35 protein-coding genes are annotated in these 26,601 nt (G+C 48.4%); 20 read left to right on the top strand and 15 right to left on the bottom strand.

All coding sequences use genetic code 11. From position 1 onward, the window contains the following. Positions 1 to 239 precede the first annotated feature (239 nt). Positions 240 to 602 (bottom strand): hypothetical protein, encoded by a 363-nt coding sequence (locus PHX60_RS06870; protein WP_300076143.1) that lies wholly within the window; start codon positions 600 to 602, stop codon positions 240 to 242. 69 nt (positions 603 to 671) lie between these two features. After that, the gene (locus tag PHX60_RS06875) at positions 672 to 1,202 is read right to left on the bottom strand and encodes a hypothetical protein (RefSeq protein ID WP_300076145.1); all 531 of its coding nucleotides are present in this window, start codon (positions 1,200 to 1,202) and stop codon (positions 672 to 674) included. 288 nt (positions 1,203 to 1,490) lie between these two features. On the opposite strand from PHX60_RS06875, the gene PHX60_RS06880 reads away from it, so the two are divergent. Next, the gene (locus PHX60_RS06880; RefSeq protein WP_300076147.1) at positions 1,491 to 1,970 is read left to right on the top strand and encodes a hypothetical protein; all 480 of its coding nucleotides are present in this window, start codon (positions 1,491 to 1,493) and stop codon (positions 1,968 to 1,970) included. 80 nt (positions 1,971 to 2,050) lie between these two features. On the opposite strand, the gene PHX60_RS06885 is transcribed toward PHX60_RS06880, so the two are convergent. The 4 genes from PHX60_RS06885 to PHX60_RS06900 form a co-directional block, all read right to left on the bottom strand. Then, entirely contained in the window at positions 2,051 to 2,284 is a 234-nt protein-coding gene (locus PHX60_RS06885; RefSeq protein WP_300076149.1) for a hypothetical protein, read from the bottom strand. 624 nt (positions 2,285 to 2,908) lie between these two features. Then, a complete protein-coding gene (locus tag PHX60_RS06890) occupies positions 2,909 to 3,136 on the bottom strand; it encodes a hypothetical protein (RefSeq protein WP_300076151.1) in 228 nt (75 codons plus the stop codon). Positions 3,137 to 3,243: 107 nt separating this feature from the next. Beyond that, the gene (locus tag PHX60_RS06895) at positions 3,244 to 5,250 is read right to left on the bottom strand and encodes a S8 family peptidase (protein ID WP_300076153.1); all 2,007 of its coding nucleotides are present in this window, start codon (positions 5,248 to 5,250) and stop codon (positions 3,244 to 3,246) included. A 46-nt stretch (positions 5,251 to 5,296) separates the two neighbouring features. After that, positions 5,297 to 5,935, bottom strand: coding sequence for a hypothetical protein (locus tag PHX60_RS06900; RefSeq protein ID WP_300076155.1), 639 nt, complete (start codon positions 5,933 to 5,935; stop codon positions 5,297 to 5,299). A 43-nt stretch (positions 5,936 to 5,978) separates the two neighbouring features. Here PHX60_RS06900 and PHX60_RS06905 point away from each other — a divergent pair, with 43 nt between their 5' ends. The 7 genes from PHX60_RS06905 to PHX60_RS06935 all read left to right on the top strand — a co-directional run bounded on the left by PHX60_RS06905 (position 5,979) and on the right by PHX60_RS06935 (position 13,377). After that, positions 5,979 to 7,421, top strand: coding sequence for a metallophosphoesterase (locus tag PHX60_RS06905; protein ID WP_300076157.1), 1,443 nt, complete (start codon positions 5,979 to 5,981; stop codon positions 7,419 to 7,421). Positions 7,422 to 7,539: 118 nt separating this feature from the next. Continuing rightward, entirely contained in the window at positions 7,540 to 9,972 is a 2,433-nt protein-coding gene (locus PHX60_RS06910; protein ID WP_300076159.1) for an AAA family ATPase, read from the top strand. Positions 9,973 to 10,067: 95 nt separating this feature from the next. Then, the gene (locus PHX60_RS06915; protein WP_300076161.1) at positions 10,068 to 10,472 is read left to right on the top strand and encodes a hypothetical protein; all 405 of its coding nucleotides are present in this window, start codon (positions 10,068 to 10,070) and stop codon (positions 10,470 to 10,472) included. A 17-nt stretch (positions 10,473 to 10,489) separates the two neighbouring features. Next, on the top strand, positions 10,490 to 10,681 hold the full coding sequence (locus tag PHX60_RS06920) for a hypothetical protein (protein WP_300076163.1): 192 nt from the start codon (positions 10,490 to 10,492) through the stop codon (positions 10,679 to 10,681). 88 nt (positions 10,682 to 10,769) lie between these two features. Beyond that, a complete protein-coding gene (locus tag PHX60_RS06925) occupies positions 10,770 to 11,615 on the top strand; it encodes a hypothetical protein (protein WP_300076165.1) in 846 nt (281 codons plus the stop codon). Positions 11,616 to 11,688: 73 nt separating this feature from the next. Beyond that, complete coding sequence (gene ssb / locus PHX60_RS06930) at positions 11,689 to 12,165, top strand: single-stranded DNA-binding protein (RefSeq protein WP_300076167.1); 477 nt, start codon at positions 11,689 to 11,691, stop codon at positions 12,163 to 12,165. A gap of 126 nt (positions 12,166 to 12,291) precedes the next feature. Continuing rightward, positions 12,292 to 13,377: a toprim domain-containing protein gene (locus tag PHX60_RS06935; protein WP_300076169.1), complete on the top strand. Its 1,086-nt coding sequence runs from the start codon at positions 12,292 to 12,294 to the stop codon at positions 13,375 to 13,377. Positions 13,378 to 13,456: 79 nt separating this feature from the next. Here the strand turns inward: PHX60_RS06935 and PHX60_RS06940 are convergent, their stop codons facing one another. The 9 genes from PHX60_RS06940 to PHX60_RS06980 form a co-directional block, all read right to left on the bottom strand. Continuing rightward, positions 13,457 to 14,242 (bottom strand): DNA cytosine methyltransferase, encoded by a 786-nt coding sequence (locus PHX60_RS06940; RefSeq protein ID WP_366144344.1) that lies wholly within the window; start codon positions 14,240 to 14,242, stop codon positions 13,457 to 13,459. Between the two features lie 84 nt (positions 14,243 to 14,326). Then, positions 14,327 to 15,688, bottom strand: coding sequence for an RNA-guided endonuclease IscB (gene iscB, locus PHX60_RS06945; RefSeq protein WP_300076172.1), 1,362 nt, complete (start codon positions 15,686 to 15,688; stop codon positions 14,327 to 14,329). Positions 15,689 to 16,012: 324 nt separating this feature from the next. Then, positions 16,013 to 16,384, bottom strand: coding sequence for a hypothetical protein (locus PHX60_RS06950; RefSeq protein WP_300076174.1), 372 nt, complete (start codon positions 16,382 to 16,384; stop codon positions 16,013 to 16,015). 164 nt (positions 16,385 to 16,548) lie between these two features. Next, positions 16,549 to 17,280: a DUF2786 domain-containing protein gene (locus tag PHX60_RS06955; protein WP_300076176.1), complete on the bottom strand. Its 732-nt coding sequence runs from the start codon at positions 17,278 to 17,280 to the stop codon at positions 16,549 to 16,551. Between the two features lie 61 nt (positions 17,281 to 17,341). Beyond that, positions 17,342 to 18,031, bottom strand: a complete 690-nt coding sequence (locus tag PHX60_RS06960; protein ID WP_300076178.1) for a hypothetical protein — start codon at positions 18,029 to 18,031, stop codon at positions 17,342 to 17,344. 75 nt (positions 18,032 to 18,106) lie between these two features. Next, on the bottom strand, positions 18,107 to 19,027 hold the full coding sequence (locus tag PHX60_RS06965; protein WP_300076180.1) for a recombination-associated protein RdgC: 921 nt from the start codon (positions 19,025 to 19,027) through the stop codon (positions 18,107 to 18,109). A gap of 39 nt (positions 19,028 to 19,066) precedes the next feature. Continuing rightward, the gene (locus tag PHX60_RS06970) at positions 19,067 to 19,303 is read right to left on the bottom strand and encodes a hypothetical protein (RefSeq protein ID WP_300076182.1); all 237 of its coding nucleotides are present in this window, start codon (positions 19,301 to 19,303) and stop codon (positions 19,067 to 19,069) included. 167 nt (positions 19,304 to 19,470) lie between these two features. Next, entirely contained in the window at positions 19,471 to 19,818 is a 348-nt protein-coding gene (locus PHX60_RS06975; protein WP_300076184.1) for a hypothetical protein, read from the bottom strand. A gap of 86 nt (positions 19,819 to 19,904) precedes the next feature. Further along, a complete protein-coding gene (locus PHX60_RS06980; protein WP_300076186.1) occupies positions 19,905 to 20,552 on the bottom strand; it encodes a phosphatase PAP2 family protein in 648 nt (215 codons plus the stop codon). A 255-nt stretch (positions 20,553 to 20,807) separates the two neighbouring features. Between PHX60_RS06980 and PHX60_RS06985 the strand changes: the two genes are divergently transcribed. From PHX60_RS06985 to PHX60_RS07040, 12 genes are all read left to right on the top strand, one after another. Then, on the top strand, positions 20,808 to 21,203 hold the full coding sequence (locus tag PHX60_RS06985; protein WP_300076188.1) for a hypothetical protein: 396 nt from the start codon (positions 20,808 to 20,810) through the stop codon (positions 21,201 to 21,203). Beyond that, positions 21,203 to 21,388, top strand: a complete 186-nt coding sequence (locus tag PHX60_RS06990; RefSeq protein WP_300076190.1) for a hypothetical protein — start codon at positions 21,203 to 21,205, stop codon at positions 21,386 to 21,388. The genes PHX60_RS06985 and PHX60_RS06990 overlap by 1 nt, the downstream gene beginning before the upstream one ends. Positions 21,389 to 21,535: 147 nt before the next feature. Next, on the top strand, positions 21,536 to 21,835 hold the full coding sequence (locus PHX60_RS06995) for a hypothetical protein (RefSeq protein WP_300076192.1): 300 nt from the start codon (positions 21,536 to 21,538) through the stop codon (positions 21,833 to 21,835). Positions 21,836 to 21,979: 144 nt separating this feature from the next. Then, on the top strand, positions 21,980 to 23,098 hold the full coding sequence (locus tag PHX60_RS07000) for a DNA polymerase III subunit beta (RefSeq protein ID WP_300076194.1): 1,119 nt from the start codon (positions 21,980 to 21,982) through the stop codon (positions 23,096 to 23,098). Positions 23,099 to 23,460: 362 nt separating this feature from the next. Further along, the gene (locus PHX60_RS07005; protein WP_300076196.1) at positions 23,461 to 23,721 is read left to right on the top strand and encodes a hypothetical protein; all 261 of its coding nucleotides are present in this window, start codon (positions 23,461 to 23,463) and stop codon (positions 23,719 to 23,721) included. Between the two features lies 1 nt (position 23,722). Further along, on the top strand, positions 23,723 to 23,965 hold the full coding sequence (locus tag PHX60_RS07010) for a hypothetical protein (protein ID WP_300076198.1): 243 nt from the start codon (positions 23,723 to 23,725) through the stop codon (positions 23,963 to 23,965). Positions 23,966 to 24,016: 51 nt separating this feature from the next. Then, positions 24,017 to 24,448: a hypothetical protein gene (locus PHX60_RS07015; RefSeq protein WP_300076200.1), complete on the top strand. Its 432-nt coding sequence runs from the start codon at positions 24,017 to 24,019 to the stop codon at positions 24,446 to 24,448. A 9-nt stretch (positions 24,449 to 24,457) separates the two neighbouring features. Further along, complete coding sequence (locus tag PHX60_RS07020; protein WP_300076202.1) at positions 24,458 to 24,826, top strand: hypothetical protein; 369 nt, start codon at positions 24,458 to 24,460, stop codon at positions 24,824 to 24,826. A 106-nt stretch (positions 24,827 to 24,932) separates the two neighbouring features. Then, positions 24,933 to 25,244 (top strand): hypothetical protein, encoded by a 312-nt coding sequence (locus tag PHX60_RS07025; RefSeq protein WP_300076204.1) that lies wholly within the window; start codon positions 24,933 to 24,935, stop codon positions 25,242 to 25,244. Between the two features lie 20 nt (positions 25,245 to 25,264). Beyond that, entirely contained in the window at positions 25,265 to 25,675 is a 411-nt protein-coding gene (locus PHX60_RS07030; RefSeq protein WP_300076206.1) for a hypothetical protein, read from the top strand. A 226-nt stretch (positions 25,676 to 25,901) separates the two neighbouring features. Then, positions 25,902 to 26,249, top strand: a complete 348-nt coding sequence (locus PHX60_RS07035) for a type II toxin-antitoxin system RelE/ParE family toxin (protein WP_300076208.1) — start codon at positions 25,902 to 25,904, stop codon at positions 26,247 to 26,249. Next, the gene (locus PHX60_RS07040; RefSeq protein ID WP_300076210.1) at positions 26,249 to 26,584 is read left to right on the top strand and encodes an XRE family transcriptional regulator; all 336 of its coding nucleotides are present in this window, start codon (positions 26,249 to 26,251) and stop codon (positions 26,582 to 26,584) included. Before PHX60_RS07035 ends, PHX60_RS07040 begins: the two co-directional genes overlap by 1 nt. The last annotated feature ends 17 nt before the right edge of the window (positions 26,585 to 26,601 follow it).

The raw sequence follows: 26,601 nt of genomic DNA on the forward strand, positions 1-26,601 counted from the left end.
TGCGCGGCTGCGTACTGCACCTTGAATTTACAAAAAAACCGGCCAAATTTGGCCGGTCGCTTTTTGCGATTCTTGCTTTAGAAGATGCAACCGAGGCATCAGAAAACACTCCGAGCTACCGCCTGAATCACCGGCAGCTGAAAGCCGTCAGCGTGCATTGCTAGGTTAGGACTACCTTGGGCATGAACTGTACCAAAACATCAAAAAACTGCTTGTATTTCAAGCACTTAGGTTGGGCGTTAGGCTGCTTCCTTGCGCGCTCCATTAATGACTTCTCGCATCAATGCGTAGGTCTTCGGTGCGCTTTGCGCTTTCGTCCAGCCAAGTCCAATTTCGTACATTTGCAGGGCTTCGATTTCGTCCCATCGAGCGACCAGTGCAGCCCATATCTTGCTCATCTCGGCCATCTTTGGCAGGCGCTCGCGCAATCCAGGCGCGTGGTGTAGCAGCTTCAAACACCTATCCATGTCGTCTGGGTCATGCGGGTAACTTTCATCATTCTTCCGCACTCCAAACGCCAGCCAAAACGCCATTGTTTCGCTGCTTAGTCCTGTTTCGCCGTTCGCCAGCCAAGCAATCACGGCCTCTTGTGTTGCATCCATCATCTTTCCTTTCGTTTTTCAGTCCTAACTATTTAATGCACGCGGACAGCTAAATGGCTGCCGGTGATTTTAGGTGTCAGAGATCACCCATTCTCCGCACAGCCGAACGTATGAGATAACTGGAAATTTTGTTACTCTTTCAATTTCGTGCTGAGTCCACGTCGGCGAAACAACCGCCACTATCAATGGTGGAAATCGGGTGCATTGTCCAACATCGCTATTCTCATCATCATTTTGCCATTCGGTCGTCCAGTGCTTGCATGTCCCACAACATTTTTCGTCCATTGTCTTTTCCCTTTCAAAAAATCCAGCCCTAGCATTCGCTGAACTGAACGCTTGCCAGCGCCGGTTAGCTGGTAGCGTTAGCGCCAAATATTTAGGCAGCCTTTTCCTTTGGAATTCGTTCTTCAAACGAATGCGTGCGAAAACCACCAATGCAGCGGCAAAAGGCACTTGCTTTATCGCGCTCTTTTCGGCTGCTAAATAGTTCTGGTTCGCTCCAGCTATCTTTGTCATCCGCCCTTGTACGAAGGGCATATACGAGTTTTTTTTGCTGCCATTCTTTATCCTTTCTTTTGCACCTTCAAAAGAGATTAGCACCTTGCGGAAGCTGTAGTGCCATATCTAAGAGCTATTACTTTATATAGTACCCAGTTTTTACGAAAATCAAATAATGGATAAATTGCTACTAGCAGGCCATTTCTGTGATGATGTGACGGCCAGGATGCAATTCTGTCTGCGAAAAAGACCGGCCAAATTTGGCCGGTAGTGCTACGGTTGTCCTCCCCATGCCTCACGAGTCCAGCCCGTCTTAATGGCATCCCACACCACCCATTTTTTTGAGCCTTTGCCTACTGGGCGCAATGCAACCTGCTTTTCGGATTGGACATGCCGTACATCTTCGCTCACAAGGTATCGCGTTCCTCTTGGCGAAGCCCACCAATCGCCTTGCCGAAAGTGCGTAGCATCCGGTTCTCCATCAAACGTCCGCAAAGACTCGTCCAGCGCCCACCAATCTGGGATTTCGCCATCTTCATCAAAATACGCACCGCCTTCTCCAAGATAGGCAAATCCGGGGCCAATGCCAATGACCGCACATTTGGGGCCACCAGCAATACTTGCCGCCTTTCGTGTCGTAAACAGGCGAAGCACAATTTCGGTGCCGTCGGATGCTTTATGGCCTTCAAATCGGATCATTTTATTCCTCGAAATTTTGAGATTGCTGTTTTATTTCCTGTCTTGCTTTCGCGCAAGTTCGGCTTTTTTTTCTGGCGTGCATTGCCATTTTTTGCCCGTAAGGAAGCCTGTTGTCTGGCAATTTTCTGTTTTGCGATTAGAGTTTTTGATGAAACTAGATGGTGCAAATAAGGAGGACAGTAAAAGTCCAAATGCTATTCCGGTTAGAAACTTAATCATTATTCTTTATGCCTTTGCACACCCTGGCATCGTTATGCCTCAATGTTGTATTTGGCATCCAGCAAGCGCCGAGATTTCTCGCAAACTTTGCCGTCCTTGAGGCGCACCGTGCATTGGGAAATTTTCGCTTTTAACCCGCGCCATGCACCACGAACGAATGGGAGCCATTCGGAAGCGATTTTGCGGGACGAGTACGGGCGACCCACCCGCATCCAGCCCTCCGATGGGTGCATCACCATCGTGAAAAAAAGGGTTTTCTTTTCCATATTTTTTTCCTTGAAATCTGTGTTCAGGCTAACAAGCGCTGCATGGAAGTCAAAAAAATACCGGCCAAATTTGGCCGGTCGCGCCTTGAGCTAGAAAGGGGGCTTGCGGCTGCTCGCGCCATGCCCCCAAGTCCACTCGCTCTTTCATGCCTTTGCCCGCTGCTTATTTTTTTACCATGCCCCAGACCACGGCAAGCGCTCCGAATGCTGCACCTCGCAATCGCAAGTTATGAGTTGATGCCCGCATTTGGGGCAACGCTCTATATCGCATCCATTCAGGTGCCGCTCCCCTTTCTTTACACCGCAATCTGGACAGGGATTTTCTTTTTCGGCCTCGGGTGTCTGGTCATCAAAGTCCATTTCCGGTTGAGTGATTTTGTAATCGGGTACTTGTTTTGCGTTTTGGTTTTCGGGTGATTTTTGAGGCATCTGATTTCTTTCTCTAGGTTGGTTGGTGAATTGAACGAAGATTTCTGCTTCGCTTGCTTATATTTTATGTGGCTTATAGAAAATTCAAGTAATAGATAATTGTTGTGAATGATGACTGAATTCAATGTGGGCACAAAAAAACCAGCCAAAGTTGGCTGGCCACGCTTTCCACTAGGGGGCTGAATTTTACCCGATTCAGGCTGAAGGTGAAGGCCAGCCTACGGTGAAAGTTAATTTCCCTTCATTGAATGCCTTAGTTGCCATCGGCAATGCTGCATCCAACAAATCTTTTCGCTGATAATCTTTGCCCGGAACAAAACCGCTTTGCAGTAAGCCATCTTCAATAGTGGCCATCATGCAACTAAGGTAATCATCCAAAGTTGTGCAATCGGCTGTTTCGTATGTTTTAGTCAGTCGGTTCATAAATTTCCAATTAAAAATGGAGGGTTTCAAAATTTAGCCGTTGGTGACGGCTATCGCTTTCGACTACAGGGCAAATTGCCCGGTCGTTTGCAGAACGCTAACGCCTGTTAGATCAGGATGAAGTCCGTAGCAGCCATAGATTGCACACCGACTACGAACCCGATCAACTCGTCGCTGGTGTTAAAAACCCGGTTGTTGTTGCTGTCGTGGTAGATGCCGATGCCAGAGTCGCCATCGATGGTTGCTGCTTTTAGGAGGTACGCACCTTTCGCCAACTGAATTTTGTCGCCTGTCGCAAAGTCGAGAATTTTCGCGTAGTCGGTCAGGCCAGCATTTTTCGAGTTGCCGTTATCGTAGAAACGCCCACGCGCATCGCCCAAAATAAAGAGGTCGTTACCTGCGCCACCGATCAACTTGTCGATAGTGCCTTTGCCGAGATTTTTGCCTGATTTAGGAATGCCGCTCAAGGTATCGCCACCTGCTCCGCCGGTGATGGTGTCGCTGTAGATCGTCCCGTACAGCACCAAGTTGGGTGCAGGCGTAGGCGTAGGCTCGGGAGTTGGCGCAGGTTCAGGCGTTGGCTCGGGGGTGGGTGTTGGTGTAGGTTCAGGAGTCGGGGTAGGCGTAGGCGTTGGATTCGCTGTCGCGCCTTTCGCCAAGAATGCCTCAGCATCGAGGCGGCCCCCAGTCGCTGTGATGTTGCTGACCGTGAAAGTCGGCTGCACGGATTGCATCAAAAATTCCTGAATTTGAGCTGCCGATGCGTCTGGATTTGCCGAAGCAAACAAGGCCACAGCACCTGCCACATGGGGCGTGGCCATCGACGTGCCGCTCATGTAGGCATATTGCCCACCTGCAATGGTGGACAAGACGTAATCACCAGGGGCGGCCAAGTCCACCGAATTGGCACCAAAGTTCGAGAAGGATGCTAGGTTGCCAAGATTGTTGAGGGCGGCCACTGCAATCACTGTCTCGAAACCAAGTTTCGATTGCGTAGTGTAGTTGGATGGATAGTTTGCAGACTCGTCGTTGTTCTTGCCTGCGTTGCCTGCCGCTGCAATAAACAGGTTGCCTGCTGATCCGCTTCGCACAATCGCATCTGTGAGACTTTGCGACGCACCGCCACCACCCCAAGAATTATTGGTTGCGACAAAGTTCTGCCCAGTACCTGCCGCTTGGCTCGCCTTGGTGTAGTAATCTAGTGCCGCAGTCGCGCCAGCTGTAGTGCCATCGCCATTCGCATCCAAAAACTTCAGTGGCATCAAGCTCGTATTCCAAGCAACACCTGCCACCCCCACGCCATTTCCACCCACTGCCGCAATCGTGCCCGCTACATGGGTGCCGTGATCGTTGTCGTCGAACGGGTCGTTGTCGCTGTTGATAAAGTCCCAGCCGATCAGGTCGTCTTTGTAGCCGTTTCCATCTTGGTCGAGGCCATCGGCCCAGCGCGTATCTTGCAGCAAATCTTTGCCGTCGATGATGCGATTGCCGTTGGTGTCCTTGACGAAATTGGCGTTTTGGCTGCTGTTCAAATCGCGGAAGCTAATAATGCCATCGCCGTCAAAATCAACGAGTGAATTGCGTAAATTGCTGCTGATTTCTTTTTGATTGATCCAGATGTTTTGATAAAGGTCTGGGTGGGTGTAATCAATCCCAGAATCGATAACACCAACTACCGTTTTCAGACTGCCAGTGGTTTTTTGCCACGCTTCACCTGCTTGGCTGCCAAATTGATTGGCAGGGGAGGTTTTATCGCCATATAAACCCCAGAGATTGTTGTTGCTGTAATACGGCTCGTTGCTAACGGCTTGGCTGCTAACCACCCAATTCTTTTCTAAAAATTCGATGCTAGGATTTTTCTCCAGCACCTTGATAATTGCATCGAGTGCGATGTTGCTGCCAACTTTCGCCAACAAAGGCCCGTTACCGATTTTGTTGAGAGATTCGACAGCCGAAACACCTGCTGATTTGAGTAAGAAATTTTGGAATGAAGCACTGATGCCGGGTTTAAACTGAATTAAAAATTCATTACTAGCCCATTTTTGGGTTGGTGTTTGGAAAACTTGTTCGGGTAGCAAGTTGTTGCCATCGAAAACGGATTTTTTGACTGCCATTTTTTCTCCACTAATTTACTGATTTCGGTGCGCTAAAGGGGGTGTTCTATAAATTCTCTGCTGTGAGCAATTCGTCACTCGTCTTGAGCTGAATTTTCATGGCGGTGCATTTGAATGCCAGATAAGACAGGTGGCACGGCAACATAATGGCTTGGCGCTTGCGGGCAGATATAAGTCCTGTCTTTTCTGCACAAATGAGGGTGGCATAAATCTCGTCCAGCGTTAGCATGGAGCGCCACCACATGGCGGTGATCGCGTGTACCACTTCGAGATTCATCCTGCGCGGGCGCAGCCAAGAGCGCTCCAAGTGCCCGAACGGCATCGCACGCACATCCTCAGCAGTCTCATGCACCTGCTTGGCCATCTCGGTCATGTCCGCTTCTATTCGCTCCCTGTAGGAGGGCGACAAAGCGTTGATGTAGAGCTTGACGCTGAGGATGTTCCAGTCGCGGCGTATCACCCGCGCAACTGGGGAGGCTTCAAACGTAGTGTCAACGTATGCACGCTGCCTTGCGCGCAAGGCTTTGATGCGGTGGTCATTTTTGAGGGCAACCAAGTCGCTGTCACCGTCATCGCTGTCGGCGTTGAGCAAGCAGTCGTCGATGGAGAGTGTTTGTATTGGAGGTGTATGCACCGAAACATTGTTTTCCGTAATTCGATCTCGCCCTGCATGAAAGATGTGCAAATTTGCTCAACATTCGATGTCATGAATGCGGAAAAGTGGTGGCATGATGCCAATTCAAGCCGTGATCTACGGAAAATCAAGAATTTGCGAATCCTCAGATTCCGCGAAAGATATTTCGCATTGGTTTTTATGCGTAATACCTTTCATTAACACCCAATCATTGGGAAGGAAAGGAATTATGATTAAAGTTGCACATTTTTCAGATTTGCACTATGGGCCTAAAAACCTAAAGGAAGCAGATCGGTGTTTTGAAGCTGCGGTAACGCAGGCAATTCTTGAAGGTGTTGACTGCGCCATTATTACTGGCGATAGCACTGACCACGCTTTAGAAGCCCACCAGCCCGTCGTGCGCGCTTTGGCACGGCAGGTTCAACGGTTGGCAAGCAACTGTCCGGTTTTGTTATTGCAGGGCACATTCAGCCATGAGCCTCCTGGCTTTTTGCGAACGCTGGCAATGGTGGGGTCAAAATACCCTATCACAGTAGCTGATGGAATTGATTGCTTTGGCCTGTCTGCTGACGGGACGGTAATTGAACAAATGCAGCCCGGAGAACGCTACAAAATTGTGTTCCATACATTGCCTACACTCAACAAAGCGGCCCTAGCTGCTCTGTCAGAGAGTATGGATAGCGGGACGGCTGTGCATACGCAAGCCCGATTCTTAATCAGTGAACTGCTGCAATCGTGGTCGCAACTTAATTGCCAACTGCGCGCTAAAGGCATCCCCTCAATGGTGCTGAGTCACGGCACGGTGTTCAACAGCGTCTCTGAGCATGGTGTCCCCATGTCTGGAACAGATCATGAACTTGATCTGGGTTCATTGTTTGCCTCTCAAGCATCTGGTGTTGCCCTTGGGCATATCCACAAACAACAGGACTGGGTGGATACTGGCAATGGCCATCGTCAAGTGGTGGCCTATCCGGGTTCCATTGGGCGCTTCCACCACGGTGAGCTTGGGGAAAAGCACTGGCTACTCTGGTCGCTGGATGCCGAAGGCGCTGAAATCGAAAAATGCCCAACACCCGCCCGCCGCACGGTGGACTTGGTGTTCGAGGGTGTGCCTGACCTTGAAAAATTGCGTGAGCTATCAGCGGGCCTCAAGGGTGCCGATGTGCGCCTGCGCTATGAGGTCGATGAGGAAAGTCGGCAGAAGGTAGATCGCGCTGCCATCCGCGCTGTCTTGGAAGAAGCCGGTGTCAAGGACGTGCAGATTGAGGGTAAAACCTTGATTGTGCAGCGCCAACGGGCACCAGGCATCTCTACTGCCAGCTTGGAAGAAAAGATGGAACTGTGGTGCGCCGCTACCAATACTCCAAATGCGTATGAGCTACAGCAGCGCTTGAGCATTTTGCTTAACAGCGATCCTGTTGCTATTGCAAAAACAGTATTGGATCAATTGGAAAAAGAAAACAACCCTCAAAAATCCGAACCTGTTTCTAATGAAAATTCAGAAACAAGTGAAGACCTGATGGCAGAACTTTTCTAATCCTCAATAACGAAACCCGCTTCGGCGGGCTTCCCTGTGGTTTCACATTTAATAATGTGGCACATGAAAGCCTGTCGGCTACTCCTTTTTAACACCCTCTATGGGGAAAGGAGTTTTCATGAAACCTATCAAACTGAAATTAAGCGGCTTCAAGGGCATTGCATCTGGGCGTGGTAAATCTGAAGTTGAAATCGACTTCACAGGTATCAACCCGGAAGCCAAGATCGTTGCGCTGGCTGGCCCCAATGGTGCTGGCAAGTCCACCATCATTGACAACATGCATCCCTTCCGTGTCATGCCGTCGCGTTCGTCCAAAGCTGTGCCGTCCGCCTTCTCATATAAAGATCAGGTCGTCATGGGCGATTCTGGGAAAGAATTTGAGTGGTCGCATGATGACATTTGCTACAAAAGCGTGCTTTCTTTTCGGCAGACAGCCAAGACTTTCAAGCAAGATTGCTTCCTGTTTGTAGTCGATGCGGATGGTCAAGCCAAGCCGTGGAGTGACCCAGCCACCGGACTGACCAGCGATGGAAAGACCGACAACTATGACCAATGCGTGGAAGCTATCTTGGGCAAGCCGGAAGTGTTTTTCACAGCGCAGTTTTCTGCACAGGGAAAGCAGCCGATTGGGCGCATGACCGCTGGTGAGGTGAAAGCCTTGCTGGGGCAGATGCTGGGGATGGAACAGACCGTGGCGCTGGGTGTCAAGGCCAATGCCGTGACCAAAGAACTCAAGCCGCACCTGAATGCTACACAAGACGTGATAGCTCGGTTGTTGCGAGATCGCCCCAATCTGGAGCAGCTACAGCAGCAATACCAGCAGCAGCAGGCCCAGCTAGAGCATCTGCACGATCAGCAGGACAAGGCCAGCAAGCAGCGCGACAAAGCACTTGAACACCTATCGGTGGTCAGGCAGCAAGTAGCGCAGCAGGAAGGCATCTTGGTACAGCATCAGCAAGTCCAGCAGCAGCTCGATAGCGCGACTGAGGTAGCTCAAAGCAAAAAGCAGGGATTGGCTCAAAAGCATTCGCAAGAAAAGGCGATGCTCAATAGCCAAGTGCAGCAAACCGCTTCGGCGGTCAATGTTGCCCGCCAGCGGGTAAGCGATTTGCGTAAGCAGATTGACACCCAAAGCACACTGGCGGGGCAAGCGCCCACACTGAATGCCGAACGCGAAAAACTGGTTCAGTTTCAGGTCAAGCGCACTGCACAGGTAGCCATCATTGAGCAGAATGAACCTGCGGTACTCAAGCTCAACAGCATCCGCGAGGAACTGATGGGTCTGAAGCAATCGCTGGCCAAAGCTGAAACTGACGGTCGCCATATCGCTGATGTGTTGAACAAAGCCAAAGCAACTGCTTCGCTCCTTGGTGAAGTTCCATGCCAAGGCACGGAGATGGCTGGGCGCTGCAAGTTACTTGCTGAATCCAATCATGCGGCCCAAGAAATACCTGTCATCGAGGTCAAACTCAATGGTGTGCGCGTACTGTTCAAAAATACCCGCTCCCAAGCGGTCAGTCGAGAGCAGGAAATCGTCGCAATGGTAGAGGCCGAAGGCCAGATCAAACAAGCCAGGCAAGCCTTGGTGGAAATTGAGTCTGCTATCAGCACCTGCAACAACGCATTGGCACGCCAGCCGTTTGTCGATGCCGCAGTGGAGCAGCTACCACTATTGCGACAGCAAGCCCAACAGGCGCAAAGTGAATTGGATGGTGCCCAACAAGCCCAAACCCAAGTCCATGCACAGTTGAGCCAGCTGGAGCAACGTCAAAGCACAGAACGCGAAGAACTGTTCCAAGAGTGCCAGCGTGAAGTTGCGCGCTTGCAAGCTGCGAAAGCAAGTTTGCCTGCAATCAGTAACAGCAACGATGCACAGACCGCACAGCAGGCACTTGATGACGCTAACGGCTTGGAGCAATCCATTGCGGCGCAGATACAAGGCTTGAGCAAGGCCATACTGGATACGCAAACCAAAATGAGTCGGGCGCAGGACATTGATTTGCAACTGGCGCAAGCTCAGGAGCGGGTCAATCAGATCAGCGCAGAAATCTCGAAATGGGTTTTGCTAACCAAAGCACTTGGCACTGATGGCATTGTGGCGATGCAGATCGATGATGCAGGCCCAGCAATTGCCGGTATCACCAACACACTGCTGCAAGACTGCTACGGCGGGCGCTTCCAGATCACTCTGGTAACGCAAGCTCAAACAGCGACAGGCATCATGAAAGAAGCGTTTTTGATCCAGATCGAAGACACACATCGGGGTGAAATCAAGCTGCTAGATGATATGTCCGGTGGTGAGAAAGTTTGGATCAACGAATGCTTGGTGCGTGGAATTGCTTTGTATATTGCTCAAGCAGCAGATGCAAGGTACGAAACATTGTTCTCTGACGAGAGTGATGGTGCATTAGACCCGGAGCGCAAGCGGCAATACATGGAAATGCAAAGGGCAGTAGTGGAGCGTGGTGGCTATTCGAGAGAATATATCATTACTCAAACTCCTGAACTTTTGAATCTGTGTGATGCGGTGATTGACGTTTCAAAACTCTAAATAAAAAGAAAGGCAGCAATGCCTTTCCCGGTGCCATTAAAAAAGTGGTACAGGGAAAGGTCGTCTTTTTTTGCCGTTAATACGGAAGGGACGCAATGCAAGACCTTTTTGGAACAGAAGTCGAGGAAGAAAGGCCAGTCCTTTCTGAGGATGAAATCGACAACTTGGTTGAGAACATCTTTTTTGAAGGAGAGCTTATCGCACAGGTAGGCGCAAACCTTCAAAAATTAAAAAATCAAAAATCTACAGAAAAAATCAATCCCGTTCGCAAGGTCGCATGGGAAGACTTTCTATGGATTTACGATTTAGGAATGCCAGCAGCTTTGTCTTTTGATAGGGCTTGCGAAGCATCTAATGCCGATGCGGAAAATATCCGCTGCATGATTAGCAAAGAGTTTTGTGACGAGATTCGCGTCATGTGCCAAGTTTTAACAACCAGAATGCCAGAATGCGCGGAAGAAATTTCACGCAAACTGTCACGCTATGTCAAATTAAATTAAATTTTTAGGAAAACAAAATGAACAGCAAGTTTGAAAAGCAAGGCCACATCAATGTTCAAGTAGCTCCTAAAAAGAGCTTCGGGGAAGTATTGGGTGCTTTCTTGGCAATTCTAATTCTTGGCTTACCAGTATTTTTTATTGGACTTGCGATTGGTTTCATCCAAGGTAAGAAAAAAGCTACGGAAAAATCAGAATATTCTGAGGAATAAAAAAAGAGGCGGCAAAAGCTGCCTCCTGAGTGCAGATTACGTCTGCATTGAGGAAGCGGTTTTATTAACTCTCTTTTGAGGACAAAGTATGGATCGCTTACAACACGCAATCTCGGTTGCAAAACTTATTACCAAAGGATTCTTTTCCGAAGTTATGGCTCAATTTTCTTCCGAAAAAACCACGGTGATTGTAGAAGAAAAAACCATTAGCGAGCTGAAAGAAAAAATTTCAAAAGATGCGAAAGACGGTGAGGCAGTTGCTTGCACGGTTGATCATGATTTTGAAATTTCCACCTTGACCAAGATGGTTCAAGTTGGTGATTGCTATGTGTACCTTCGCCTCTACAAAAATCGAGTCGAGCGTATCATCAAAAAACCACGGGATAAATACAGCTGGGAAACTACCACTGAGCAATCTTTTGAGCGGTCTTCCCTCCGGGACTACACACCCGAGATGGCGAAGGAAGCAAAACTGGATTTCTCAATGGCAGGCGCAATTGCGTTTACCAATCGAGAGTTCGATGGTACTGCTATTGGTGAGGCTAGTGCGGAAGAAGAAAATTTAGCCTCTAAAGCTGATTTTTCATCTAGCGTAACAGCCCCCCAGAAATGGAAAATCAATAGCAAAAACCAGCAAGTGAATGACGATCTGGGTGTGGTGAAAATCACCAGAGGAAAAGTTATTTTTGCTGATAAGGCCGTTATCAAGCCGCAGGGTCGTGGTGCCTACACCACCTTTACGGTTATTTTGAAAACGGCGGATGGGTCAGAAGTTCAATACAGTGGCGTTGAACTCGAAAAACTGTTCTTGGCTGGGAAATTCTCGGTTGGGGATACGGTAATTCTGAAGAAAGGGGTAGAAACTTTTTCTAAGGAATTAGGTGGGGTGGAAAAAACTGGCGTGCGTAATAGCTACACGGTTGAAATCATCTAAAAACTAGCAAGCATTCAGTGACAAGTAACCCTTGTCGCTGGTGCAAAATCATTTAACTGAAAGGAAATTTACTATGGCTTCTGTGAATAAAGTGATTGTATTAGGCCGTATCGGTCGTGACCCCGAGGTGCGAACCTTCCCTGAAGGGGGACAGGTAGCAAGTATCAGTGTAGCCACCACCGAAAAATGGAAAGACAAGCAAACTGGCGAAGCCAAAGAACACACCGAATGGCATCGCGTGGTGTTCAGCGGGCGTTTGGCCGAGATTGCTTCGCAGTATCTTCGCAAAGGCTCCTTGGTCTATGTCGAAGGTGGTCTTCGGACTAAAAAATGGACTGATAAAAATGGCGTTGAGCGCTACACCACGGAAATTCGTGGTGACGTGATTCAAATGCTTGGCAGTAAAGAAGAAGGTGGTGGAGGCAAACCTGCTTCAGCCCCTGCGGCTCGCGCAGCTTCCGCACCAGCAGCATCTGCACCCAGCCAAAGTCAGGGTGGTTATAACAACGACTTTGATACTGGCTTCGGTGATGATGATATTCCGTTTTAGAGGCTACTTTTTAGATTAATTTTTTAATAAGGAGACAGGCCCAACAGGGCTTGTCTATGGATTTTTCTGGAATTCATAGATAAGCGTTGTAAGTATTACAACACCCTCTTTAGGGGAAAGGAAACTATGAAAAAAGAAGCATATCCGAAAATAGATTTCGGAAAGCTGGATTGGCTTCATCTTTTGCCCCAATTGGGTATTGATGCTAATCTAATCGCTAACCCTAAAAAGCGTGGCCCCTGCCCAATAGAGCAGGAAGGCCACTCACGTTTTAGATTTGACAACAAAAAAGGAAGGGGTGATTGGGTTTGCAACTGTGGTGCAGGTGATGGCGTGAAATTGCTCGCACTGGTGCATGGCATATCGGAAGCGGATGCTGTGCGGATGATTCGAGATCATCTTTACGGGGCACCTGCAAATTCCTATACAAGAAAAACTCCGATCATTACCGAGACAGAAAAAACACCGGCAGAAATCGAGAAGGCAAGAAACTCTTTGATTTCGGTGTCCCGTGGCAGTAAAAATCTGCAAGGCAGTTTGGCACAGACTTATCTGCAAGCCAGGATACCCGGATTAAAATTGGAATGGATTTCAAGGTTTTTAAGATTTCACCCTTCGTTGTTTCACAAAGATGATGATACGGGTGCTATATCTCGATTTCCTGCCATGCTTGGATATGTGGTCAACTGGGGTAATCCGGGCAAGGCGGTATCGATCCACAGAACCTACCTGTCCTCCAAAGCGATTGGGAAAAAAGCGCCAGTGTCGCCTAAGCAAACTAAGAAGATGATGACCGCTACGGTGAATAAAATCGCCGGTGAAGCGCTCAAAGTAAATCGCTGCAAATCCAGCACTGTGGTGGTTGCGGAAGGCATTGAAAACGCCTTTGCTTGGGTGGCAGCTACGGAAAATCAATATCCTGCGTTTGCGGCATTGAATTGCTATAATCTTGGTCAATTTATTTGGCCCAAAGATACAAAGCATTTAGTGATTGCTGCGGATAATGACCATCCAAATCCAAAGTCTGGGCTTCGTCCGGGTCTGCATTACGCTTTGATGCTGAAAGAGCGGGCCGAGAAGGCCGGTTTGACAGTCGATCTGCTGATGCCTCCAGTCGAAGGCGTGGATTTTGATGATCTCTGGGTTGAAGGAAGGCGCGAGTTTTTTGTCATCCTTGAGCGTCAAAGTCAACCTGCTGTGGCTATGGCCTGAAAAGCAAACCCTCCAAAACCAAACCCGCCTTCGTGGCGGGTTTTTTTATGACCGGCCAAATTTGGCCGGTAGCTGCCAGTCAGGGGTTGGTCATGCGCCGCCATGCCTCTGCAACCACTCTTGGAACTTGCCCGTTTCCAATGGCCTCAAGCCGGTGGTGCCTATCGGCCATCCCATGTAATACTCGCATAGCTCCGGCGTAGGAATCAAACCTTTGTGCAACATCGACTGCGCCCAGTTCATGCTGCCAGACTTGCCCTTTTTGCTGATTTTGCGTGGCTTTCCGTTGGCTTGGACAATGATTCTTTCTGGGGGCAATTCTCGCTCCACTGGCATCACTTTTGTTGGTGTTGTATCCAACAATCCAAATCCGTTTGCGCTCGTGGGGCGCACCGACATCGCTGGCTCCCACAACTCCCCACCTAGCATCAAACCCCATTGCGGCAAGGTCAGCGAGGACTGTGGCAAGTCCTCTTGAAACAAGCAATGGTGAGTTTTCCACCAAGACGTAGCGGGGTTGAACTTCAGAGATAATCCGCGCCATTTCTTTCCAAAGTCCACTTCTTTCCCCGTCCAGCCCAGCCCCTTTTCCACCGCTGGAATTTCCGCCGCTGGAAATGTCTTGGCAGGGGAATCCCCCGCACACAATGTCTGCGATTCCATTCCACGGTCGCCCATCGAATTTTGTGACATCTGCAAAGATGGGAAACCACGGAAGAATACCATCCGCCTGCCGCGCTGATAAGACCTGCTGGCAATACTCATTGATTTCGACGGCACAGACTGGCTGGTGTCCGAGCAGGAGGTCGGCAAATATCCCTCCGCCAGCGCCTGCAAATAAGTGGAGAGTTCTGAGGCGGTGCAATTTACTGGCCCTTCCGACGATTGATTTTCAGTTGAATCCGAAAGTTCGTTATTATTCATCAGTCTGCGCGTGAAACCTCGGCATTCATGCCGGGGAGGTAGAGCGCGGAACGCGCAGCGTTCCTTGCTTTGGTGGTGTACCTGTCACGTCCATTTTTGCCACCTGCGAATAACCGTAGCCATCGTTTCGCTGCACCAGTTTGCAGTAGCGATGGGATATGCCTTGTACCGCGCCTTCTGGTGTCTGGATATTGAAGCTGCCGCTGGCTCGTACAGCTACCCGTCCCCAGTGTGTTCCTGCTTTTTTTCCACAGGGCACTACCGCCTTGACCATATCCCCGGTTTGGAAACCGTGAACTTGTTTTTGCCGCATCAGATAACCCCGAGGGAATCCCTGTGCAGTCAGGCGGGTGCGTTGGTAACTACCGCGCCCAGTGCATCGAATTTGCAAGGTGGGGCGGTTCCAATCCTGTACCATTCCTATTTCGCCGACGCATACCGCATCTAGCGCATGGGTTTTCGGAATTTCGAGGCGTGTGCGATTGAATTTAGTCAAGCCACCCGTGCCGGTTTCTACCGTTAATCCTGTCGCTTGCAGTGCTTGAGTTAAGGCCCAGCGGGTGCTGTTGACAGCAGCGGCATCTTTGAGTGGGGCTTTGGCTTGCGCCAGAATGCGTGCTAGTTTGGCGGGGTCTTTGACAAAATCACGCACATCCTGCGCGTTCTTTTTTTGGTTACATGGGCCACAGGCCAAGCACAAATTGCTGATTCGATTGCTGCCACCCTTTGATTTTGGGTGGATATGCTCCACCTGCAATGGCACATTTTTAGCCCCGCAGTAGGCACAGGTGCGGTTCCATTTTTCTAGCAGATACTCGCGTGCCTCGTAGCCCGCCAAAGTGCCTTGTTGGTATTCGATTCCAGAGATTTCTGGATTTTGCAGTTTTTGGGTATCGAAGCGCACCAACTGAGTAGATATAGCGGCCACAGGTGCATAGCGGCGCAATTTCTTGACCCACGCCTGCGTACTATTGACCCGGTGTTGCAAACTAGGGGCCAACCAACCGGGTTTTTTATTACGGCGATTTAGAAAGCGCGGGGCACGATGGCGCAAATTAGCACTGCGACGACGACGGCGCATTTGGCTACGGCTGGTTAAGGTTTCGCTGATCTTGTGGCTACGGTGTACCAGTTCCATCAAGTTCAGCACCACTACGGTATCGCCTTGTTCGCGCACCAAAGCCATGCCAGTAGTTTTACTACCGGGATTGATTTTGATCCGTAACGGCTGAAAATCGCAGTCCTCGGTTTGGCGATCTACCAAACGGATGACGAATGGTATCAAGCGATGCACGCGGGCACGTCCACGCTCCAACAGCAATCTGGCTCGCTTTTCGGTGCAGGGCATCAGCGGCCTACCGCTTCTATCTAAAACAAATACAGACATTACTGTCTCTCCTTAATTTCTGCCCTTACGGGCCTAGTGACGCACACCTTACGGCGTGTCTCCCCTCGGGAATGTGAATAATCGGCTCCAGCCTTTGCAGGCTGCGGTCTAAACCTTCGGGCCTTTACCTTTGCCCAGCATGATTAAAACCTTGCAGAGCAGCAAACTGAGGAAGCATTTGCTGGTGCGTCTGAACGACCTATTACTCACGTAGCGGATTGGCTACCGCTTTCCCTGGTCAACCCGGCTTGGTACTTTTCAGTTCCAAGTCCCATCCTTCAGGATGGGGTGATTGACAATAACAATGATTATACCAATGAAATTTTAGCTTTCAATATCGGTAATATCATGTGCAGCCTCAATAGCTCTTGCAAAGCGTATAGGCCAGTCTGGTGACTCATGAAAATGGGTTCTGTTGTCAATAGATTGGATATGCTCGCTGGTAAGTGGCCTGCGAGGGGCGAATCGCTCAAACGGCAATAGTGTTACCAGAACCGCTTGAGTAGTGCGTGCGAAATCTCGAAGCCCCCAAAATTTCAGAAAGCCATCCATGCCGCCAGGCATAGAACTAATGATTGCATCAATCATTTCGTCAGTAAGTTGCTGCCGCCGTGCGGTTTGTTCCATAAAAGGCGGTGTCGCTCGGGTGTTCCAGCGTGCAATATCTTCTGGTAAATCTAAAGAAAGAACAGGCATCCTTGAGCCTTGGCATTCAGGGGTTTTGCATCTGGCCCGTGGATTTGGTAAATTCCACAGCGATTCTAGTTCGCATCCACAAAAAGGGCATGGCATTAAATAGGGTGGCTCTGTAAGTGCTGGCATTTTTATTTTGGTCTGATTTTTGATTGATTTTATACGGTTCAAGCCAATCTCAAGTTTTCTCTTTCTGTAGCCATCGGGCGGTATAGTGATTCACCCTTTGCGGCACGAAATCCCATGCGTGCAGCAGTTCGCTCGTGTTCACCGATTTTTTTCAGTTCGCGCCCGGTAAATTTTGTATCACTCCGGCTTTTGCTTGCGATAATTTGGGTAATAGCCTGCTCAATGTCAGGTGGATTAGCAAAATCTTGTACTAGCTGCCCAATAGCGCCGACCCAGCCTTCCGAAAAAGCATCGCCCATGCGAGTGATAGTTGATTTATTACCACCAGCACTGCGAATAGCTTCTGAATTTTCCTTGATCCAAGTTTGTCTGGAAGATTTGCATTTTCTTGCAAGTACCTCTGCGGTGTAGGCTGCAATTTCGGCTTGTGCTTTTTGTCCAATAAAAATGAATTTACCTTCGTTTGCATGTGCCCGGTATTCTTTTTTATAGACACTCCGACTTATTAGCATCTGGCAACCGAATGCTTTTCCTACCATTGCAGCAAGAGTTAGCTCCCAATTTGCCGGTTTATCGCGTGCCATTGTTCGGCTGTTGACAGTAGCCTCCCCAACTTCCGACATAGAAACATCGTGCGCTTCTACGCCGTACTTCCGCATGAGTGCTTGCGCTTGCCTCATCGCCGCCGCTGCTTCGTGGGGGTTGGGTGAGTTGCTCAAGGCCAAGCACTTTTTAATTTTTGAAAGAATTTTGGGGTCGATGGCGGGCATGACTATTTACAATTATAAATTAACCCGTAGATTTTGCGGGTCGGTAGGTTAATAATATCAACTAAGTCGATGGTGTCAATTTCCGTAACTGCTTGGACTTATGCAATGCTTGGCACGCATCGTATAAATCAACGCCCTCTGCCGTTACGCCGTCAGATGCAGTCACGATTTTTTCGAGTTGTGTAGCTAATTCTGAAATTAGTTGATATAGTGACTGGTGATTTAGCTGCGGTGCTGGCAACTGAGGCTGGTGCAAATTTTTCTGTACTTCGTCCAATGGCATCAGAGTGCTTGCCCTTTCATCTGAGGCTGGGGTTGGTTGCTCCAGTGATTCGGTGGTTACGATGCCGTGGGCTGCTTCAATGGCGCGAGTAACGGCGACTACCCAATTGGTTGTGCCGCGCAAGAAGTTTTGATTGGATTCGATTTCCATTGCAATGGTCATTGCGCGATCTGCTGTCAGCGGTTCGAGTGCTGTTTGCTCAAGCTCCTGTGCCCGTGCGAACCATAGCCTATGCTGCTTATTCACATGAATCAGACGGGCTTGTAGGTTTTCGATTTCCAGCTGGGCCACGCCGTAGCTGGTGGCAAGGGCTTGGTATTCGGTGTGCAAGCGTAGCAGCTCGTCAGCAGCCTGATCGAGAGGATCGCCTTTGCCAACATTAAGAACGCGCTTGTGTTTAAGCGCATCAGCCAGCCGCAATGCTTCAGGCTGGACTTGGGGCGTGTGATTAAGTGATTCTTGATTCATGATATTAAAAATCTTTAATTTAAGTGTTTGTTTTGAAAAAGCTAATCCGCAATCGAATGCGGATTTCTTGCTTTGCTACTGGCTTAGAAAAACACCCTGTTCAGGACAGTGCTTATCGATGCGCTCGCCATCCAATACATCAATCAAGCATGGAATCAGCGCCGCCATCTCTCCGGTGAAGATAGCGACATCTGCATCAAAGCCGTCCTCACTTTTGTCCTGCGTCACCACATCTAGCAGGCTGATCTTCTTGATCTGTAGGCTATCGGTCAGGACAAACGAAACCCGATCCTGCCAAGTAAGCGCCAGCTTGGTAGGCATTTTTCCTGCCTCGATATGGGCACGGATTTCTTCGATGTCCAGCGGGTGCCGCCCGTACTTAACTACCGATTTTTCTTCACCACTGCCCTTGAGTTCGCATTCCCGGTCAATGCTGAAATCGGCTGGAGCGTATTGGCTACTTAGCCAGTTGGCCATCGCCGTGGCAGGAGAGGTTTGTGTATCCAGCAGCCGCAGGGATAGGCCGTCGATGGCTTTGACCAAAGCTGTGGTCAGCTCGTCGGCCTTGGTCTGGCTGGCTGTATCCACTACTAAAAATTGCGCTTTCGGATCAATCCAAACCAACGTGGTGCCGTGCCGTGTGAAGGCTTGTGGTAGCAGGTCGAGTTTGGCTTCTTCTTTAAGCTCGCGGCATTCGCGCTTACCGGGTTTGTGGCCTGTGGTTTGCTCAATTGCAGCAGCTTTTTCTTGTACCTTCTGAGCAATTACGCTTGCTGGCAGCAACTTCGTTTCGGTCTTAAACCGGAGTAGCCATTGCCCACCCACCGACTCGATCAGCGGCCCGTTTTCTTCGCGGCGAGGGGGAATCCAGCCGTGAGAGCGTTCTTCAGTTGGCTTGCATGGCGTGAAGGCGCTTTCGTTCAAGGCTTGTTCTGCGCGCTGGAAATCATCAGCGGTCAATCCGGCGATACGATAAATAATGAGATTCTTGAACATGGCGTTATTTCTGTGGAAATTTTTGGTGAAGAAATTGGTTTAGGCTTTGGCGGTGGATTGCAAGCAGGCCAGTGCTTTTTTTGTTTTTGCGTGGGCTTCTTTTTCCTTGGCTAAAGCGATTCGCAAATTGGCAAGTTCTTGCTGAAGCTCGTTGCGATAGATTTCGCTGCTGATGCGCTCTGCTGTCAGAGAACGGCCTTTTAGTTCTCTGGTCGGAACGCCTTTGCCGAAATTCCAAAGGGTGGCTATGCGGTCGGCATCTTCATCCTGTTTCAACCTAGCTTTTACAAGCTCCGACCTTCAGGTCGGGGTGATTGACACTCGAATCGTCCGCCGAAATTTCCCAATCAAAACTGGGTGTAAATTTTTTGGTAGTAGTGCTTTGCATGATTTTTCCAAAAAAAAGCCCGCGCACTGCGGGCTGTGCTTAGTGTTTAAGCGGGTTATTCGGTAGGCTGTTCTGGAGCCGCTTGATCAGCAGCTGCCAAATGACCTTCTGCTGCATTTTCTTTGGGCTGCAGATCAAGCAAATTATCTTGGCTTGGCGCGGCTTCAGGTGCAGCAGCCTGTTCAGCAGCTTTGCTACCCCGTGGCTTGCGTGGCACGCGGGTATCAGGGACAACTTCCAAAACAGCACCGATGCCTAGCAATTTGGCTGTTTCGACAGCATTTGCTACCTTGATCTGAAACTTGGCACCAATTGCATAAAGCAAAGCAGCGCTTTCGTTTGTGGCTTGGATCAGGCGTTGTTTGCCATCTTCTTCGGTCAGTTGATAAATTTTGTCGGCCATGAGGTTTCCTTTCAGTTGATTTAAGTGGCTTACGAATCAAGATTACTTGAGCAACGGGTGAAGTCAAATTTGCGTTACGCAAGCAATCAGGGTTGGAAAGTTTGAGGTGGGGCTTTCTGGTCAAACTCTGCAATGTGGTATTTGGGTAATGCGTGTGGCTTGCAATCTGCCTTCGTTGCATCCCAAATTTGTTGAGCAAGCTCGAAGCCTGCTTGTGTGTCACTGGCATAGTGCAGACCAGCAATTTCGCGTCCGTGGGCCACATCGATGGCCAAAGACTTTAGGGCTGGTGCTGCTGACGGTACGGCTGCCCCCAGTGCCAGCGCTGTCAACATAGATTGGGTGGCGTGGCCGCTGGGATAGGATGCGTGCCAGGGCACTGATACCACGGTGGTCAAGCTGCTATCGGCGGTGTTGGGGCGCGCTCGTGCGTAGTGGTCTTTCAATGCCAAAGTAACTTTTTCCGCTTCTTTCTGCAATGCGGTGATTTGCCGCTCAAGCTGGGGATGGTCTTTCGCTTGCAATCCAGCCGCTGCCCAAAACTTGGGTGTAGGGTCGTGATCTTCTGCTTTTATCGCGGCAACCCGTTCTGGGATTCGCAATTCCTGCATCAATTTGAGGCGCTGTGCATCTGCCCAGTCGTCTGCGGGCGGGGACGGTAGTGCCGGTGCGAAGTCCGCTGTGATGCAGCCAGCATGTGTAAGCGTGCCTACTGAGAGCGCGGCAAAGGCCACGGTTGCGGCTGCTAGGATGCGTTGATGTGATGGCATCAGAAATTTTTTTAGGTTGCGATGCCCTCTATCTTCTGTGCAGCAAGGCGCTGAATCGATGTGAAAGGCGCTACGAATAGCGCATCTTTCAATAAAGAGATTGCTGCTTTTTCTGCTTCAATACAGCTATCCGCAATTGCGGAATGTCGTTAGAAGCAAGTCATCCTGCTTGTGGTGTGCTGCGCCGTCCCCACCATCCCAAGTCAATCTGTCTTTCCTGTGTGTTCGCTCGTTTGTGAGCCTACAGGAAAGGCGTTTGCGCCTATTGGTTCTCAGCAACCCTTACTGGGGAAAAAGAAAGGAACCTTTCATGATGAAAAAAGCATTCACAGCTGGCCCTTGGGAAGTCTGGAATTACGGGGGGAGTCGCTCATTGATGTAGCAGTAGGCCCAGCCGCTGGTGGACTGGCTGTTGCACAGATCACCACCGCGACGGCTCATGGCATCCACACTGCCAAAGCTATGGAGCTGGGACAAGCCAATGCTCGTCTAATAGCGCAGTCTCCAAATCTCGTTGAAGCAGTTGAACGACTGCTGAACGAACTTGGTAGCTCAGAATCAGACGCTGCTGAATTTTCGCGTGCGATACTTTTGAAAATCGAAGGAGAAGTTTAATGAGTGAAAATCAAAGTGAAACAAAGCCTGCTGAAATCGAAGCGGCCCGTTCTGATTTTGGGATGGCACTTGTGCTGTCAGGATTGCCTGCTCAGGGTGCATTGACCGCTCTGTATGCTGGTGGACATGCCTGTATGCTCGCTTGGGCATCAAGTCTCATGCCAAACGAAGTAGCAGCGAACTAAAGCCGGACTTTGATTTGCGAAAGCAAGGTTTTCATATCTTGCTTTTTAGCATTCATTTTTCTGTATCTTTAATCGGAAGATACAGAAAAGGCGAGTGCCAATCCTTTTTTAACACCCTTTATAGGGAATTATTGAAAGGAAAATATGATGAGTAGCCATCACGAGTGGGCAATAGAAATCATAAACGAACACAATCAAAAAAAGCCGTTTGCGCCTGAAAACGGCAAAGAATTGGCTTTCAAGATTGGTGATGAGGTAATTTATCACATTGATGGAAGCGGAGAAGCGCCGCCTAATGGGCAGAAGTCTTTCATCGTAACGGGCCTTTATCAGCCAAACCCTATGTCGTCTATGTATGCGTGTGGTTATCGCTACATGCTGAACTGGACTGCTCATTGGATGCCTGTCAAGGAATCATCGTTGCGTCTTAAAAAGAAAGCGGATTAAAAATAGAAGGGTAAAGTGGTTCGCCACTTTGCCATTATCTAAAGTAAAGTCTTTCCTTTGTTTTCTATGGAGGGCAAAGGAAAGGCATTAAGCCTACCCTCTCTATTACGCTCAGTTTTGAGCAAATTTAAGAAAGGGATTTTTATGAAGACAACTATTGGTGAACTTCGCACAGCCATGAAGCAGGCTATGAAAGCCATCAACAAGGGAAGTTGCGCGATTGAAATTAAACACAACTCGCTCTATGTGAAGGCCTCTTCAATGGAGGGTGCTGTAATGATTGCAGTACCCACGGATGGCTTTATTGAGAACTGCAATGCTTCTTTGTCACAGAAACAGATTCTCGCTATTTTTAATGGTGTGGCAGATAGCACAGTCTGCACCTTTAAGAAAGTAGAGAATGGAATTGCTATCAGCTTTGCTGGTGCAAGAATCAGGCTTCTTCATCCTTACGATGGCGAAGCAGATTCAATTTTTGAGACTGTTGACCTCGTGAAGCAGAAGTTATTTTCTGCTGAAGGAAGCAAGCTATCGAAATACCTCAATGGCCCCTTGAGCTATGCTGCCAAGAACGATGTGCGCGTCTTCTTGACGGGGGTGTGCTTCGAGTCAGACGAAGGTGTTTTGCAGCTCGTTGGTACAGACGGAATCAGGCTTTGTGCTGTCAAAACTGATATTGCAGCAAGTCTATCGGCAAATTTCATTTTGCCCGCATCTGCCGCTGAAGCCATTCATGCCGTCTTTAATGACAGTGAATTTTCAGTGGAAATGATTGGGGATGGTGACAATGTGCGCCTTCTTTTTAGCAATGACACAATTAAATGGCTGGTTACGCTGATTGCGGGTACTTACCCGAATTGGCGAAAGGTCATGCCACAAAAAAATCGCCATGCACAAGCCGTCCTAGATCGGGATGAGCTGGTTCGTGCGGTTAATCGAGTCACCGCCGCTTCCGATTCAGTTCATGCTGCTCTTGTCTTTTCTAAAGGCAGGGTTACGGTGCAATCTATCGATGGTGAACAGCGTGAAGAATTCAGCGCTGAATCTACATTGGTCGATGACACAGTTGTTTTTCCCTTCAACGGGAAGATGCTGACCAATGCGGTTTCTTGTGTGGAGACGGAAAAAGTTGATATTTATATCGATGATGCCGATTTGCTAAAAGGTAAGGCTGTATTCCATTCTGATCCGCTCGATACCGCTAAGGTAATGAAGGATTGGATTGGGTTCATGATGCCCCTCCGAGTTGAAGTGACAGTGTGAATCAACGCTACACCTAACGCTATCGCCAGCCAGATGCACACAGCGTTCTGATCCGGTAGCGACCGGCCAAATTTGGCCGGTTTCTCCGAAGCCTACCGATCTCTCCATCCATCATGCTACCTGCATGGTTGTGGTTAATTGATTTCATTGTGGCGCTTGCTTTTAGGCGCACTATAAAGTCAAAAGGCTATAGAAGTGCTGGAAGCACTATAACTACTTGCTGTAATGAATTTTAATCGAAAGGAAATGTAATATTTTTCAAGAAAAGTCCGCTCTGCGGGCTTTCCAATGGATAACTCTATTGGAAAGCCTGTTGTTAGGCCCACTCCTTTTTACCAAAATTTTGGAATGGAGTTTTTATTATGAAAAGCCAGAATCAGTTGAATGCTCGCTGCCACATCCAAGTTGCCAAAGCGCTCGATTTAATTAGCCAAACAAAAGCGGCTGACGTAGATCGGGATTTAGCATATTACTATGCACATTTGGTCGGGATGAAAAATGAACCATTGTCCGAGGAATTCAAAGTGGAACCCTTTTTAATGAAGGCATTTCGTGATGGACTTGAGGACATTCAGTTTGTTGAATCTCTTGATTTTAAGAAAATTTGCTGTGGTCTTGTATAATATGGAAAATTCTGAACTAACCGAAAGTCACCAGCGATTCTATTCGCCGGGGTGGATGTTGTTTTTACAGGGAAAGCAAAAAGACCTAGAAGATAGATATTTGGCTGATCTTGATGGAAACATGACAGTTGATGCAGATAAGGCATTGGTGATTGACGGCAATAAAGATCCTCTGCTTTTTGTAAAATTGGAATATCAATATTGCCGGGAATTTTGGTCAACTCGAATGCAAAGGTGGGTCTGATTCAATTCTGATTGAAAGTCCGCTATGCGGGCTTTCCAATGGAGGCATCTATTGGAAAGCCTGTTTTACAGAGCACTCTTTTTTAACCCAATTTTTTGGAATGGAGTGAATATGTATTTTGTAGTAACGCTTGACCGAGGCATGATTTCACGGTCTGATTTTGAACATGAATTACCAGCAATTTTCTTCAATTTTGGCAAAATGCTGTTGGAGAAAACTGCACTGAAATCCGGGCCTCTTTATCGGAATGGCTGTTTGATTGGACAGACTGAAATTGTAGAAGTCCTTGCAGACAGTGAGATGGAAAACGGCACTGCTCGCATGGAAATCAAATTGGGCTGGAGTGAAGGTGATACGCAGATAGCAGAAGTGCTTTTTGCCTTGCACCGTGCTTTGAGTCATATCGAGTTTGGTGAGAAAATTTTTGGCATTTCAGAATTTGGAGTGCTGATTGTAAATTATCAACACAAAGAAGAAAATTAAAGGTAAATTATGGAAAACTGTCAATCACTTCAGTGCTGCTGTTGCGGGGAATCTGCTGGAAATTGGGAGCAATGGCATAACCGAGACAAGGGCTTTGGCATTTGTCGAGAATGTGCTGATTGGATTATGTCAGATCGATGGACTAATCCATTGATTTTTTGCAAAAATAACGGCTTACCTGGTGTCAATTATGAGCCAAAGTACCACACCCATTATGGGCTACAGTTCGCAATCGTTGCTCTATATCCTGAAACGGAAGAAGGAAAAAAAGCAGCAAACATCTTTATGAATCACTTTCCAAATGTTGGTGTTTTAACTATTGAAAACGGAAGTGTTGTTTTAGCACGGATGGATGATATGGGTCAAAAATTGATTTAGAAAAAATCTTAAAAGCCCGTTCTGCGGGCTTTTCAATGGAAATAATCTATTGAAAAGCCTGTTGCTAGGTTACTCCTTTTTTAACCAATTTTGGGAATGGAGTTTTATGAGTGAAATTGAGTATCTTGTCCGGGTGATTTTATCAAAGGGCTATTGCATTAAAACAAAAAATTCACCGACCACACGCAATTTGAATGATGTCATGAAAATTGCCGTCTCTGCGGGAAGTGAATCTTGGTGGCTTGCCATCACAGATAGCGAAAGCTCCAAGAATGTCCTTGGTGTTTTCTACATCGACAATGACCTAAATGGATGGGGCCGAATAGACTGGGATGAATCGAAAATTATTAGCCTTCATGATTTAATGATTGAGGCTGCAAATTTAGAAGCATCTGAATCTGAGGCATCCGTTGTCTAATTGATTGCAGAAAGAAAATCATGAAAACAATGAAAAAATGCGCGTGCTGTGGTAGTGATGCTGGTAAATGGGAACAATGGCATAACCAAGATACGGGCTGTTGTCTGTGTCGCAAGTGTGCTGATTGGATTGCAGGACGGACAATGTTCGGCAAGCCCGATCCATTGAGCAATCCATTAGAGTTCTCTGCAACCTATGGACTGCCCGGTACTCACTTAGAACCGCACTACTATCGCCATTTTGGGCGCAACTTTGCCATCGTTGCCGAGTTCCCCGACACGGCCCAAGGCACTATCGATGCGAACAAGTTTATGGAGCGCTTCTCTAATAACGGCTTACTAGCTGTATCAGATGGGCGCATCATCATCGCAAACATGGACGACTTAGGCGATTGGCCTGAGACTGCGGCAGTGGCCTCTGCTCCTGCATAGGCAAATTGTTCCAGCAACGACCGGCCAAATTTGGCCGGTTTTTTTCCAGAGTCAGCCGTCTACCTGTTCATCAAGTGCAGGCTTGTAGGCTTCTCAATAGCCATCATTGCCAGTACGGACGCTCTTAGGTGAGCGGTGGGCGCACGGCATCGGAGTACAAGACTGGGTGCCCAAGGAAGAAGTAGGCTGTTTGTATAAAATTTGATACACTCATGTGGAGGCAAAAGTGAACAAAGAAAAGCCTATTGACTGGCGCGGTTCTTCGTTCCGCGACATCAAGGACGATAGCATCTTCACTCCTAATGCGCGGAAGGAGGCTGGATTTCAGCTCAGTCGAATACAGGCTGGATTAGAGCCTGATGACTGGAAGCCATTTGATGTGGTGGGTACAGGAACAAAAGAAATTCGGATCAACATTGGCGATGGTTGGTTTCGTGTAATGTATCTGGCGAAGTTTCCAGAAGCGGTCTATGTACTGCATTGCTTTAAAAAGAAAACAACAGCGACCAGTAAGCATGACAAAGATATTGCAGCCGCTCGTTATAAAGCGGTCATTCAAGAAAGGAGTAAATAATGAGCATTGATACTAAATCAGCACACATCACACCTGCTGGTGGAAATATCTTCGCAGATTTAGGTTTTGAGCAGAATGAGGCAGCCGCCTTAAAAGCAGAATCGCAGCGAATCATATCTGAAAAATTAGCCATTAAGGATTCATTGATGGCCGAATTGGTAGAATGGATCGAATCGAAAAATCTAAAGCAGTCAGATGCAGCGGAAATTTTAGGTGTAACGCGCCCAAGAATTTCTGATGTAATTAACAAAAAATCTGTGAAATTCAGCGTTGATGCTTTGATTGATATGATTGCTCGGACAGGAAAGCATGTCGAATTATCTATAATCGATTAGGCTAGTTCTCTGGATTC

It is taken from the genome of Giesbergeria sp. (assembly GCF_028686475.1).
Lineage (GTDB): Bacteria > Pseudomonadota > Gammaproteobacteria > Burkholderiales > Burkholderiaceae_C > Simplicispira.